Genomic DNA, 14,570 nt, shown 5'->3' with positions numbered 1-14,570 from the left:
TTCTATACTTGACACTATTTTAGTTTGTAAATAATGAAAGTGAATTTCTTTATTAAAAGTCAAAATACCAATTAAATAAATCGGCTTTTAAGCCTATTGTAAACCATGTTGTAGTTTCATTGCCATTATCAGTTATTGCTTGAGCAGGATTAAATTTTCGATACGTGAATCCTGCAAATAATTTTGTGTTTGTTGCAGGGTTAACTAAATATCCTCCTTGTAAATCGGCAATAAATACTCTTGTATTATTACCTTGTAATAATTCTACTCCGGTATTACCAGTTCTATCATCATTACTTAAATAAATATTGCCACCATAATTTAATCCGTTAATGTCAAATCCTTTATTTCCAATATTTAGTTTTGCACTACCAAACCATCTGTCTTTTTTGTATCGAGCAATGCCTACAAATTCCCAAAAATTACTACCCCATAGATGGCCTAAAGGTTGGTTGTAATGGCCATAATTTAAGATTGGTGTTTCATGTGAATAGGTATATGGACGAGCCAAATTGAATTCTCCTTGAAGGTACAAGTTTTCAACATTAAAAGCATTGTAATATTTTGCACCCAGTTGTAATGAAAATTTATTTCCCCAATAGCCATCGCCATCAAAAAAGCGGCCTACAGTTAATTCGTCCAATACAAATTGGGTATACGTAGAAAAATTATCAGAAACTTTGTATTTAGTACCTAAACCAATAAGAGCATTGCCTCCACCAGAACCTCTAGAAAATTCTATAGCTCGGTAAAATATAATTGGATTAAAATAGTTGATGTCAAAACCATTATTTTCATCTTTTTTAGTAACGGTGGCTTCGAATAAACTTATATTAATTTTTTTGGTGACATTCCAACTGAGATGATGCATAGCGACAAATTTTCTTGCACTTAAACCATTTTCATTCAGAGTAGGTCTTACGTCTTCTAACCACATCCATACGTTGGTATATTTAATTTTCCAAAACTGTGTACTTATTTTTAAATGAGGGTAAGAAGTTGCTACATCAGATAGCATCATTGAGCGATATCCATCACCAATAAAATTTTTACCATGTCCAAATTGAAAATTAAAAAATTTACTAGGTGTATATGTCAGATATGCTTCAGCAACAGGGTAATCAAAACTATTTTCTTTAAAATCTTTGGCTTTTCCTCTTCCAGGCACTAATCCATAAGAGCTGGCTCCAGAGGGCCTATTGGCTCTAGCGAAATCGTTTATATAGTCTGCAAAACGGCCTTGACTTTCATAGATAGAAGCAGAGAAGTTAAAATTTTTACCTAATCCACCTTGAATTTGAACTGCTCTTGTATTGTTGTAGGTATAATCTACATCATCTGAATTATCTTTACCTAATTGCAAGTCAAAAATAGGATTAATTGTAAACCAATAATCGTCTTTCTGTACTTTAAAAAAGTGTTCATTCCATAATTTTTGACCCCACTTTGAGGATTTGTTTTTAAATAAAGCTGTTTTTTGAGTATCTAAATTCACATATTTTGCAGCTTCGCTGTATAAGTAAGGTTTAAAACCTGTATGAGAATTCTCCCCTTTGTCAAAATAATAATTTAATTCGTCATAAGTACTATGTGTAAAAGGAATATTTAATTCACTTTGATGCTCTGGAAAATAAGTACTTTTTACGGCATTTTGTATGTCCTTTTTAGGAGTTTTTATGGTAGATGGTTGTTTAGGAGGAGCAGGTGTTGGTGTGGGATTGTTTACAACTAAATTTTCTTCACCACGCTCTTTTGTTATCTTTTCAGGGGTTGGTTGCGAGCCTAATGGAATTTGAATAGGCAATCCAAAACGCATGTCAATTGGTCTACCATTGTAAGTAGCTGGTTTAGTTTTTGGTAATTGAGTAAATACTCTTTTAGCTTCAGTTTCTAATTCTTTATAGGCAGAACGTACATATAAAACTTCAAATTCCCCAGTTTTAGTTACTACAAAGATAACATGAACAGTACCTTTATAATTATCTCTTTTAACATTATCAGGAACTTTAAATTCTGCTAATACATCTTTAGTAAGATTTTGATTAAAACACGAAGCTAATGTAGTTTCATCTGAAGCATCACAGCCTTTATAAATGGGATAAATATCTTCTTGTGCTAGTAGATAGTTTGAAAAGATTAAAAGGGTAACTATAATAAGTTTTCTCATTCGATACTATTTTATAGAATTTTCAGCAAAGATATCATTATATTTTAGCTACTTTATTATTATTCAATTGATATTTCTGGTTACTTTCAGGGCAAATCGCAATTCCGTTTTCGTCAAAATTTAAGCGATGTCCGTATTCACTAACCCAACCAATTTGTTTTGAGGGATTGCCTACTACCAGAGCATAGGCAGGTACTTCTTTTGTTACCACACTTCCGGCCCCAATTAAAGAAAATTCACCAATAGTATTGCCACATACAATTGTAGCATTTGCACCAATACTTGCTCCTTTTTTTACTAATGTTTTTTTGTATTCATCACGTCTAATAATTGCACTTCTAGGATTTATAACGTTAGTAAATACCATTGAAGGACCTAAAAAAACGTCATCTTCGCAGATAACACCAGTATAAATAGATACATTATTTTGAACTTTTACATTTCTACCTAAAACAACATCCGGAGAAACTACAACATTTTGTCCGAAACTACATTCTTCTCCAATTTCACAGTTAGACATAATATGACTAAAGTGCCAAATTTTTGTGCCTTTACCAATAGTACAATTGTCATCAATAACTGCAGTTTCATGTGCAAAATAATCTAATTTTTTCATACAAATAATCTTTTATTTATGGGGCATAAATTTTTATAGTTTCCAGAACTTTAGTTAAAAGTAAAAGCTCTAAATATTAATTATCAGTTTAATAGTTGGTAGTAGTTTGGTTACCATTAGCAATTGCTTTAGCTGATGAAGTACCAATTCTGTCAACACCTAAATTAATCATTTTAACAGCATCCTTATAACTCTTTACACCACCGGCAGCTTTAACTTGTAATGGTTTTGCATTTTTAACTATTAACTCCATGGCTTCAAACGTTGCTCCAGAAGGTTTATTGTCGGTAGTTTTATAAAACCCTGTAGAGGATTTTACAAAAACACGATTTGCATTTTCTTCACCAAAATTACTTAAAATTACATCTTTTATCAATTGTGTAATAGCTATGATTTCTTGGTCTGTTAATGCTGCAATTTCAATAATCCATTTTACTACTTTGTTGTGATCTAATCCTAATTTTGAACCTTTAAATACCTCACTTTTTATAAGGTTAATATTACCATTTAAAAATGCATGATAATTTATTACAAAATCGAGCTCATCAGCACCATCAGCAATGGCTTTTTTTGCTTCTTTTAATTTTTCTTCAACAGAAGCAGTGCCTTCATGGAAACCAATTACTGTACCTATTAATATGCTACTTTTTGCATTGGTAATATATTCTTTTGCTAAAGAAACGAATTTTGGCCTTATCATTACCAATTTAAAGTTTTCAGAAATGGCTTCTTTAATAAGTTCTATTACATTTTTTTGAGTTTCGTCTTCTGAAATACCTGCTTGTGCAGCCGTTTTTAGGTAAGTAGAATCTAAGTATTGATTAATGTTCAAAGCTATTAATTTTAAAATGTAAAAGTAATGATTTTATCAGAACTTAACTTTCTTTACTGTTTATAAAAATTACTAAGTGTAGTAATAAATTAATCTTAATTTTAGAGTTGTACCGGTATAGTTTAATTAACACCGCTATTTAAAATTTCTTTTTAGAATACATAATATTTCAGTTTGGGCTTACTGTATTTCAAAAACTATTGGAAGTGTATATTTTACTGGTACTGGTTTTTTACGTTGCTTTCCAGGAATCATTTCAGGTAAATTTTTAATAACTCGCAAAGCTTCTTTTTCTAAGGTTTTATGAGGAGCTCTAATTTTTATATCAGTAACCAGTCCATGTTTATCAATTGTAAATTGAGCATAAATACGCTGTTTTCCAATTAAATTTAAACGTTCAGCAAGGGATGAATTAAACTTTTTATTGACAAACTTTTTCATTTTTTCAGTGAAGCAAGCTTTTGATTCTTTTTCTTCTAAACCTTCGCAACCTGGAAAAATAGGAGCTTTTTCTAAAACAATAAAGTCTATTGGTTCTGTTACTTCTGGTGGATCAATAACTTCAATAATATTTTCAATTTTTTCGTCAGTAGTGGTGGTTTCTTTCTGATTTAAGTCTGGTAAAATTTCAGTAGAAGTATTATTTGGAACTATTTCAGGTTCTACCAAAATTACTTTTTTTGGTTGTTTGAGGTCTTGTGGTTTGCTTTTGCGTTCTATGGTTATATTTGGAGGAATTTGGAATACATAAGTTGGGTCAACGTCGGGTTCCGAGTCATTTAATACTATAATTGTTTTGGTAGATGCGTATTGCAATGTAATATAAACTATTAACAATGCTAATACTAACCCTAACTGCATAAAAATGGCAGGACTTCTGTAGAATTTTTCGGTTTGTAGTAGATTGTTTTTTGGGTTTTTGGAAAAATTCATAATGGTATGTTTAAAGTGTTAAAATAATGTTAACATCAATAAACATACCAAAATTATTATGAATTTTTTGTTCTTCTATTTTTCAATCTAACAGTATTTAATTACTCGTTTATATTGAGCTTTAAATTCTAACTTCTAAAGTAATAGGCAATGTATACTTAACACCAACTGGTACACCACGTTGTTTTGCGGGTATCATTTTAGGTAGTGATTTTACAACTCTAATTGCTTCTTTTTCTAACCGTGCATGAGGTCCTCTTGCTTGAACTTTAGCAATGTTTCCATTACGATCGATGCTGAAAAGAACGATAACACGTTTTTTACCTGCATCTAATCCTAGTTCATTAGAAAGATTAGGATCAAAAGTTTTACTAACATGCTCCATTATTTTGTCTTGCAAACATTGTTTTAACTGTGCCTTGTTTCCTTTACAGCCTGGAAAAATAGGAGCATCTTCAATAACGGCAAAAGGAACATCGTCTACAATAACTTCTTCTTCAACAACTTCTTCTACTTGGTCAAGTTCAACAACTTCAACAGCATCATCTTGATCAACTTCTGTTGATTCAAGCATTGTTTCTTCAACTTGCTCTTCATCTTGAACTACTTCAATTACTTCAGGAGCAGGTGGAGGTGGTGGAGGTGGTTTTATTTGTTCTATTCGTTCTGTAATAGGTATGTCTTCTATAATTTCTTCTTCTAATACCAGACCTCCCAGGTCTGATACTGTCCTTTCATATACTTTGTGCTGTACGCCAAGGTATACAATAATTAAAGATAACGCTAGTCCTAATTGTAAAAACAACCCGCTATAATTCTCTAATTTTGCTTTGGGATTCTTTTTAGCTTCCATAATTTTAAATTTTAATTAAGTACTTAGATGAAATACTGAACTGAATTCTATACCTCTCTAAGAATAGTACTAAGTTCTTAATTTTAGAATAGAAAAAAAATGATAAATATCATGTAAAGTATTGAACTTCAGAAGAGATTAAATTTTATTAAAATTTAAATAATGGTATAAATAAATCAACGTTTGACTTAATTTTGTGTAATTAAGTCTATAAATGGATAGTTTTGTTATTAATTTTATTTTGATTCTTTGTAGGATTTTGGGACAATTTTATGTTCCAAAATTGTAAAATATGTCAACTATAGATTTATTAGGTTTAAAAATTGTGTTAAAGAAGCAATAAATATGGTAAAAAAAAAGACCATCTTTTAAGATGGTCTTTTTTACTAATAAAATTAAAATTTATTCTACCAATAAGGTAATTGGAAGAGTGTATTTTACACCAACTGGTCTACCACGTTGTTTACCAGGAATCATTTTAGGTAATGAATTAACAACGCTAATTCCTTCTTTTTCTAATCTTGCATGAGGACCTCTTGCTCTAACATCAACTATTTCTCCAGTTTTGTCAATTTTAAACACAACAATAACACGTTTTTTACCAGGGTCTAACCCTAAATCACCAGCCAAACCTGTATTAAATTTTCTATTTACATGTTTTTGAATGGACTCTTGTAAGCATTTTTTTAATTGTGCTTTATTTCCTTTACATCCGGGGAAAATAGGAGCATCTTCAATAATTGCAAAAGGTACATCTTCAGCAACTACTTCTTCTTCAACTACCTCAACAATTTCTTCTACTTCAACTACTTCGTTTTCGTCTGTTTCAGTAGATTCTAACATTGTTTCTTCCACTTCCTCTTCATCTTCAACAACTTCTATAACTTCAGGAGCTGGAGGTGGTGGAGGTGGTGGTTTTATTTGTTCAATACGTTCCGTAATTGGAATGTCTTCTTCAACAACTTCTTCTAGATTAAGCATACCTAAATCGCCAATTTCTCTGTCAAAGGTCTTGTATTCGATACCTAAATAAACAATGAGCAATGCTAGTATCAGACCTAACTGTACAAACAGCTTATTGTAATTTTCCAAATTTGCTTTTGGACTTTTTTTAGTTTCCATGGGTAAAAAATGTTAATTCGTTTGCTAATTTAATAAATAAATTTACTTACACAAGAAATTTTTTTATTTCTCTTGTTTTTTAAACATCCTATAGCACAAGGCATAGGAGATAAATAGGCCTAGTGTGTTGGCAATTTGATCTTGCCAATCAGCTGTTCTATAAGAAGTTAACGTTCCTTGTAATCCCTCAAGAACCATGCCGAAAATAAAAACAAGTAAAGCTATAAATTTCCATTTCTTTTTTTGGTATCTATAAACGTAAAACCAACTTGTTGCTAACGTAAAATAAGCTATTATATGTCCAATTTTATCAGAGTTGCTTACACTAATATTTATTTTGGAAATACCTTTTAGAGAGACTAAGCTTAAAAAAGCAACAAATAGCGTTAATAAAATTGCAAAAATTAGAGCATTACGCTCCAATAACTGATTTATACGCTTCAGCATCTAATAAACTATCAATTTGTGATGAATCACTAATTTTAATTTTAATCATCCAACCCTCACCATAAGGATCTGAATTTACAGTTTCAGGACTGTCTTCTAGATCTTCATTAAATTCAATAACTTCTCCAGATAATGGCATAAATAAATCTGAAACAGTTTTTACAGCTTCTACTGAACCAAAAATTTCTTCTCTTTCTACTGTTTCATCAAGGGTATCAACATCAACATAAACAATGTCGCCTAATTCGCTTTGAGCAAAATCTGTGATTCCTACTGTGGCTATATCTCCGTCAATTTTAACCCATTCGTGGTCTTTAGTGTACTTTAATTCTGATGGAATATTCATTTTTTTTTAAAATTAAAATTAGAAATACAAAGTTAGTAAATATAAAAGGATATATAAATCATTTTTTTATTATGGACTATAGTTTGATCTGTTTAGTTTCCAATAGTATATCTAATGCTTATACCAGCACTAATAGATTTTCTTGGATATGTAGTTGAAATTAGGAAACGAGAGCTGTTTTGATCGTAATAAAATGAAGCCAATAAATTTTTATTTAATTGGTAATCTGCCTTAAATTTAAAAGCTAATAAACGTTGTCCGCCAGTTACTTGATTGTTTAAAACATCAATTGAACGAATGGTAGTAGAATTATTTCTAATACTTATGTCTCCTGTTAAATTAACGTCACCTTTAAAGCTTGTAATTGAATTGCCAGTTCTAAGTTTTAATCTAACATCTTTAAAGCGATAACCTAAACCTAAAACATATTCTTTACCTCTAACTTCTGTAATTGTATTGTTACTTACATTTAAATTTAAGGTTTTATCTTGGTTAAGTTCAGCACGTACAGATAATGAATTTTTCATTCGCATATCTACCTTAATTAATGGATTAAAATCTTCTACTAAATTAACCCCTGAAAATATTTTACTAGGTCTGTAACTTTCATTGTCATCTAAATCTGTAAACTTAGTATTGTCGTTGTATAAAAGATTGTTATTAAACCCAATTACAGAATACGTTGAGTTATATTGATGTTCTATAATAAAACTTCTAAAGTGTTTTTTAAACCAATCAAATTTCATAAAACCTTTGTAGGTTAATCTCCAATTAGGTATTGGAATATCTCTAAAAGCACTTAATTTTACTTTTTTAGCATCTCTACCAGAATATGTTGCTAAAAAAGCAGGAATTAGTACTTGTTGGCTGTTTTCACCAAAACCGTTAAGTATTGCACCTTCATTGCTATATTTATCAGCTAAACGTTGTCTTATAATATCTCTATTTGCTTTAAATTCTTCAAAGGTAGCATCTCCATTACCATCAAATGCTTTACCTAACATAAAATGACTGATGCTAAAATTACCAGTTTCGTTAAAAGGTTGATCTGTCAGGGCTCCATTGATGACATCAAGTTGTTGTGATTTGTTTTTTGTAAATATTTTATTTGCAGATAATTCAATATTTAAATCTTTAAATGGTCTAAGGTCTGCGTTAATGTCTAACTTACTTAAATGAGTAGTGGCAAAGGTTTTACTATAATAAGCATCAGCGGTATTTCCACCGATTGTAGATGTATCTCTAGAAACAAGCCAGGCATTGGCTGCTGCTAAACTTCTAATGTCTTTTTGGCTACCAAAAACAAAGCCCAATGTAGGAGCAAGGCTACCACTATAGTTGTCTCTACCTAAGAAACCCACCTCTGGTTTGTAACCTGGTAAAACAGTACCATTTTGTTCTGTATAAGCAATTTTGATTTTTTTAACCGAAGAAACCACATCAACAACACCTTGTAGTATTTTTTGTCCCCCTGTTTTGTTTTTACTTTCAATTATTCTTCTAGTTCTTGGGGCAGCTATGGTTTTTGACGTTGAATCTCGTTTTTTAGTGTTTTTAGATTTTTTGATTTTTTTCTTTGCTAAATCTAAAAGACCAGTTCGTTTGTAAAGTTTGGTCATATCTAAATCTGCAGAAAATGTATGTGTATTGGCATTTTGTATGGTGTTTCCAATCTCTTCAACATATTCTTGTGCAGAAGCTTGCCAGTCAAAATCAGCTGTATAGCTATAAGTTCCATTTATAAAATCAAACCAAGAAATTTTATTAATCGGAAGTTTGTAAGTTCCATCTAAAGTTTGATGGTATTGATTAGGTCTACCTACACTAAAGAAATTATCAAATAGTTGATCTGCAATAACTTCGTTGTTGTCATCTTTTTCGTCGTTAATATAACTATTAGCTGCACTAAAAGTTAGTTGTAATGATTTGGTAAGTTCGTAACCTATATTATAATTCCAATCAAACAAATAGCGTCTTTGTGTAAATTTTACCGGATCAAATCCAGAAACCAAAGCTCGAGAAGCTTGTTCATTATAACTTCTTATAATGTTAGAATTTACTGAAATTGATGTAGGAAGTGGATTTAAATTAAAATCTTTTACAAATCTAAAGAGGCTATTTTTTTCTAAAAATTGTGAGTTTTTAAGAGGTTGAAACTCTATAGGTTTAAATCCGTAATTATAGGTTGCAGAAGCTCTAACATTTTGGTCTAGATATTTTTCTACCACATAATCTTTATGATAGGTATCGCTATAAGCATATGAAACAGATAGATTTTCAATATCGTAGAAACGTTGTTTTTTCTCTTGGTTGGTACGTTCTTTTCTTACATTAATAAGATTTAAACTTCTACGTTTTGTATAATCTCTAGAACTTTCTGCTTCAGCATCATTTTTACTAAAACGAACATCTTGATATTTCTGGTTCCATTTAGGGTCAGCAAATTCTTCTCCAAAACTTACGTTTAATGGAATTTTAATTCCAGCAGATTTAGGTAATAGTTGACCTACATTTACATTACTAATAACATCATATTGTTTTACGTCTTCTTGGCTTCTTTCATTTACAGTTTGTTCTAAAGAACCAAAACCTTGCGAGTTGGCTCTACCTGAAATTGAAATATCTGCAAAATCTGCAAAATTGGCATCGGCATTTACAACAGCCGCCCAGCCTCCTTCATTATCATAATCTGTTACACGTAATTCATTAAACCATAATTCAGCACTTTTAGACATATTAGATCTATTTTTTAAGCCAATCATTATGGTTTTTATATTTCCTAAATTAGGATTTCCTTTCATGCGTAAATTCGCATCAGGTTCTGCAGTTTCGCTAGGATATAATTCGGTAGTAGATACAGAAGAAGACACGCGTTCTATTTTTAGATCACCAAAAGCTTTTAGGTTGGCAGCTATATTATTTTCTTCAGGCCAAATTTCATCATCAAAACTAGCTCCAAAAGGAGTAACTTTTAAAGGTACTTCATATTGATAAAAATTATCATCAGTGTCACTTCCCATTCTAATAATGGCAACAATATCATCATCATTTAAACTTCCTTGACCAGCTATAGCTTCGGCATGAACAAACATTTTTAAAGTGTTAAACATACGCATGTCAAACTGAGTGTTTTTGTAGACAGCTCTTGTTTCTCCGGGAGGCAAGTCGTTTACCCTTATCAATAACGATTGTTCGTTTTGTTCTTGTAAAGTAGTTGTGCCTTGTAACCGCTCACGTTCTAAACCTGGAGGTAATACATAAGGGATTGGGTTTTTTCTTTCATTATCTTGTATATTGACAACCCCTACCTCAAAATTTCTATTTTCTGCTTCTGTTAATTCTTGAGGCGGGTCTATAGCATCATCTAATGTTTTTGTATATCTTCTCCAGTCTCCACGAACCAATTCTAATTCTCCAAAACGTAATACCACGGGTATTTTAAATTTTGTTAAGAACATTCTCATAAAACGAATAGAATTAAAATCTGAAATTTGACCTATAGTTTCGTCAGGAGAGTTGATAGGAATTCTAAATTGATACCATTTGGTTTGTTGTTGCGTGCCATTTGGTAAATTAACAGTTACAATTTTTTCATCTACAATATTATTTTGACCTACTACAAATTTGTTAGGATCTATATCTACTTTATATTGAAAATAAGCTTCTACTGTGCTCATTGTCTGGTCTTTATTGATGTCTTCAGTATCTGGAAATGAAGTAGCTGCCGTTGGATAAGATTCGGTAGAGTTATTAATAGTAGGCGAGTTGCCTTGAGTTTTATTATAATTTTTATAACGTGTTAAAATAGATGCGTCAGCCTCATCTAAGTGACTGCCTCTAAAAAAGCTATAATTGTCATTAGCGGGGTCAGGGCCAAATTGTGTGCCAAACCTTTCAGCTTCTTCTTCATCTTTTAGCCCGTCTAAACCTAAATCTTGATTAGGTCTTTCATCATCTTCTTCTGTAAAGGCATACACTAATGCTTGTTTGGTAGGAATGTCAGACCATGCTGTTTGATCTATATTAGCACCAATGTCAGGTTTTGGAATTTTAACACCATCTGCTGGTAAACCATTTTCGTACATGCGGCGACCGTCATTTAAGATATCTTCAGAAATATTTCCTAAATTAAAATACAATTCACCACCAAAATCATTTGGGTTTATTACTTCAGGAGCACCTTCTTCAGGAGTAATAGAATAATTTTCATAAGGATCCATTAACCAAAACTGTATATATTCAACATTAGCTTGTTGAAAGTCTGTAGTATTTAGAGAACGCATAATACCAGCCCAACGTTTTTCTGGATCAGTAAATTTATTATTGACTACATTTTCAGTGTCAAAATTATAAGATCCTCGTTCTTGAGGAGCGTAAGCTAAATCAAAGGTATTTACAATATTAGATTGTGTAATATCTAAATCTAACTCAGGAAATAACTCATTATAGTTTACTTGTCGAACTTCAGCTCTTGACAGTTCAGCATCATCAATGTTATCAGGTTTTAAAGAGTTTCCGTAGAACAATCTGTCAATGGTATACCAGGCCAATTGAGATCTTTTTTTACCATATTTTAGTAAATCGGGATCAGAATCGTTAAAAAATTGTAAATCAGGATTGTTTTGATTTTGTGGTACACTAGCCAAAAACCATTGTCTGTATGAACTAATATCTAATGGAATTTGTGATCCTTCAAAATCATCTATATATGAAGCATTTTCGCCACTAATACCACCGTTGGTATTTTTAGCTGTTCCAGGCATTAAATAAGCGGCATCTGCACGAATAGAAAAATTAGAAGCAACGTCGGTATCAATATTAGGTAATTTATTTACCCATTTAGTAAATTTTGGAACTTCTGTTTGGTAACTTAAGTTAAACCCTGCTAGAGTATTGTTTACAGATTCTGAACCAAATTGCATTTTGCCATAAGGTTTTTCTCTCATATTTATAATAGAACCACCAATGGTAAAGTTATCTGAAAATACGTGTTGTATATCAACACCTAAATAAGTACGTTGTTGTTGATTAAAACCATTATTGTTTTCGATAGATACATCAATTGGAGCATTAGAAGCTGTTAAATTTGGATTAATAATTTGTACAGTACCAATAGAGTAATCGACAACATAGTCAACACCTTCTACCAGTTCTCTACCTCCTGAAGTTACTTTTACAGAACCTTTTGTAACATTAAAAGCTCCTAATGGAATTCCTGTATCACTTTCTGTTTTAAAATATCCTTTTATAACATATTTATCTTTGTATTGAAAATCGTTTTGAGCTTGTGATTTTGTTCTGTCGTATAACTCAGTAAATACATACTTGTCATCAGCAGCATCTGTAAGTATTTCTCCAAGTTCTCCAAGTTCGGTTGGGTTTGATGTATTACTATTTCCAAAAGGTTCAACTGTAGGAAATATTACATACCCTTCTGTAGAATTAATGGTAATATTTTCAACATAATCAAATAAACCATCACCATCGGTTACAGGGTCGTTTGACTGATCTAAGCGGTCAAGACGTATTAAATTTAACAAGGTTTTATCACTAACACCAGAAGTTGTTGCATGTTGCAACATATTTAATGGAACTCCTTCTTCATCATCTTGATACATTAACTCTAATCTAAAACCATCTGGTTGTAATTGATATGCCCCTGGTAAAGCATAAACATTTTTCATCATCAAATCCCACATTGGTATTGTGGTATTTACAATTTCACTACGTAGTAATTTTACCACTAAATTGGAGGGAGCCGTAACCCCGTCTGTAGAAAGTTCTCCTACACGAAAAACGTTGTTACCAGGTACGCTACTATCGGTATATTCAAAAGCAACTGCTAAAATTTCACTATCGGCTAATCTTCTATTTAAGGTAATGTATCCTAATTGAGCGTCTAATGTAAAATCAATTCCTAGTACTAATTTTCTAGCATTTTCTAAAATAGTATAATCAGTTCCTTGTTGATATCCTGCTAAGGTTGAACTTACTGTAGAAATATCTCTAATACCACCTGATGCAGTTAAAAAATTATATAAACTATTTGCAGCATTAGAAGGATCTTTTTGGCCTGCAATAGGATTTACCAAAGTAGAGTAAATGTTTGTTGGATCATTTTCTCCTAAATCGGCTAATGCTACTATATTTCTAACATCTTCAGTTTCGCTATTTGTATTGGTAACCCAAACTTCAATTTGTGTAACTTGTTTTGAGCTACTGATTAAAGGAAACTTAGCCATGGCACTATTAAAATCATCTCTAAAACGTTGAGATAAAAAGAAGTGCCTATTATCATCATAATCACTTGCACTGATTTCAAACTCTGTAATAGTGGCTCCACCTTCGGCAGCAACAGACGTTGTTTGTGATTTTTGTTGTGAGAAAACCCCTGTTACGGTGGTTTTACCAAATTGTAATTGTGTTTTAAATCCGAAAAGGTTTTGGGCACCACTTATTAAAGAATTTTGAACAGGCATACTAACATTACCAACTTCAATTTTTTGGATGATATCATCTTCGGTAGGTGTATAGTCTAATTTTATCTGATTTTGGAATGTGAAATTTGCTTGAGTATCAAAATTTGCATTTACTCGAAGTCTATTACCAACTTTAGCATTTAAACTAGCACCAATTTCTTGATCAAAATCAAAAGTAGTACTTTGACGATTACGCTCTGATAATTGTGGATTTTCAACTTTTTGATATAAAACTCCCATTTTAATACCAACATATCCACTAGGATTTACTTCAATAGTGTTTCCACCAAAAATATTTTCAAAAAGACCTGATTTTACGTAATATTTTGGTAGTAAATTTCTTTGAGCTTCACTATCTTTATTTCTTCCACTTACGGCATTTACTTTTTCTTTAAAGTAATCGAGCATATCTTTATTTAAGCGGTACTCTTTATACTCTTCTTCTGTCATGTAAGATGGATGTTTTACATAATAGTCTCCAACTTTTTTTGCAAAAATGTATTGTTTTGAGGCTGCATCATATACAATTTCATATTCTGACAGGCTATCAAGGAAAAGGCTTCCTTTTTGATCTTGTTTGAAGCGATAAGGTAAATCGGGTAAAGTATCCTTTTTTAATGTGTCAGTAACTTTAATAGTTGATTTAGTGTTAGTTACCTTTGTTGTGTCTTTTGAGTTTGGAGCAGAGGGGGGTGTTTGAGCAAAAATGTAGGTTGATGCAAAAAACAGTACTAATAAAAATAGACTATATGTCTTTTTTAAGCTCTTATTCAAT

At 31.5% G+C, this 14,570-nt stretch carries 9 protein-coding genes; all 9 read right to left on the bottom strand.

All coding sequences use genetic code 11. The features are described 5' to 3' along the window. Positions 1–52: 52 nt before the first annotated feature. Positions 53–2,167, bottom strand: a complete 2,115-nt coding sequence (locus tag EGM88_RS04145; protein WP_123896716.1) for an energy transducer TonB — start codon at positions 2,165–2,167, stop codon at positions 53–55. Between the two features lie 37 nt (positions 2,168–2,204). Beyond that, entirely contained in the window at positions 2,205–2,783 is a 579-nt protein-coding gene (locus tag EGM88_RS04140) for an acyltransferase (RefSeq protein WP_123896715.1), read from the bottom strand. Positions 2,784–2,871: 88 nt separating this feature from the next. Next, positions 2,872–3,615: a deoxyribose-phosphate aldolase gene (deoC, locus tag EGM88_RS04135; RefSeq protein WP_123896714.1), complete on the bottom strand. Its 744-nt coding sequence runs from the start codon at positions 3,613–3,615 to the stop codon at positions 2,872–2,874. 180 nt (positions 3,616–3,795) lie between these two features. Beyond that, positions 3,796–4,548: an energy transducer TonB gene (locus EGM88_RS04130; RefSeq protein WP_123896713.1), complete on the bottom strand. Its 753-nt coding sequence runs from the start codon at positions 4,546–4,548 to the stop codon at positions 3,796–3,798. A 121-nt stretch (positions 4,549–4,669) separates the two neighbouring features. Continuing rightward, positions 4,670–5,401, bottom strand: coding sequence for an energy transducer TonB (locus EGM88_RS04125; RefSeq protein WP_123896712.1), 732 nt, complete (start codon positions 5,399–5,401; stop codon positions 4,670–4,672). A 402-nt stretch (positions 5,402–5,803) separates the two neighbouring features. Next, complete coding sequence (locus EGM88_RS04120) at positions 5,804–6,523, bottom strand: energy transducer TonB (RefSeq protein WP_123896711.1); 720 nt, start codon at positions 6,521–6,523, stop codon at positions 5,804–5,806. A gap of 63 nt (positions 6,524–6,586) precedes the next feature. Next, positions 6,587–6,970, bottom strand: a complete 384-nt coding sequence (locus tag EGM88_RS04115) for a VanZ family protein (protein WP_123896710.1) — start codon at positions 6,968–6,970, stop codon at positions 6,587–6,589. Further along, complete coding sequence (gene gcvH, locus EGM88_RS04110; protein ID WP_123896709.1) at positions 6,936–7,316, bottom strand: glycine cleavage system protein GcvH; 381 nt, start codon at positions 7,314–7,316, stop codon at positions 6,936–6,938. The genes EGM88_RS04115 and gcvH overlap by 35 nt, the downstream gene beginning before the upstream one ends. Before the next feature lie 92 nt (positions 7,317–7,408). Next, entirely contained in the window at positions 7,409–14,569 is a 7,161-nt protein-coding gene (gene sov, locus EGM88_RS04105) for a T9SS outer membrane translocon Sov/SprA (RefSeq protein WP_238988371.1), read from the bottom strand. Position 14,570: the final 1 nt, after the last annotated feature.

The sequence above is a fragment of the Aureibaculum marinum genome, from assembly GCF_003813905.1.
Classification (GTDB): domain Bacteria; phylum Bacteroidota; class Bacteroidia; order Flavobacteriales; family Flavobacteriaceae; genus Aureibaculum; species Aureibaculum marinum.
This window is presented reverse-complemented; position numbering and strand designations above follow the sequence as displayed.

Bases quoted from the DNA above. Each gene is read 5' to 3' on its own strand.
- EGM88_RS04145 (WP_123896716.1), bottom strand. From the start codon at position 2,167: ATGAGAAAACTTATTATAGTTACCCTTTTAATCTTTTCAAACTATCTA.
- EGM88_RS04125 (WP_123896712.1), bottom strand. From the start codon at position 5,401: ATGGAAGCTAAAAAGAATCCCAAAGCAAAATTAGAGAATTATAGCGGG.
- EGM88_RS04130 (WP_123896713.1), bottom strand. From the start codon at position 4,548: ATGAATTTTTCCAAAAACCCAAAAAACAATCTACTACAAACCGAAAAA.
- EGM88_RS04120 (WP_123896711.1), bottom strand. From the start codon at position 6,523: ATGGAAACTAAAAAAAGTCCAAAAGCAAATTTGGAAAATTACAATAAG.
- EGM88_RS04115 (WP_123896710.1), bottom strand. From the start codon at position 6,970: ATGCTGAAGCGTATAAATCAGTTATTGGAGCGTAATGCTCTAATTTTT.
- EGM88_RS04140 (WP_123896715.1), bottom strand. From the start codon at position 2,783: ATGAAAAAATTAGATTATTTTGCACATGAAACTGCAGTTATTGATGAC.
- gcvH (WP_123896709.1), bottom strand. From the start codon at position 7,316: ATGAATATTCCATCAGAATTAAAGTACACTAAAGACCACGAATGGGTT.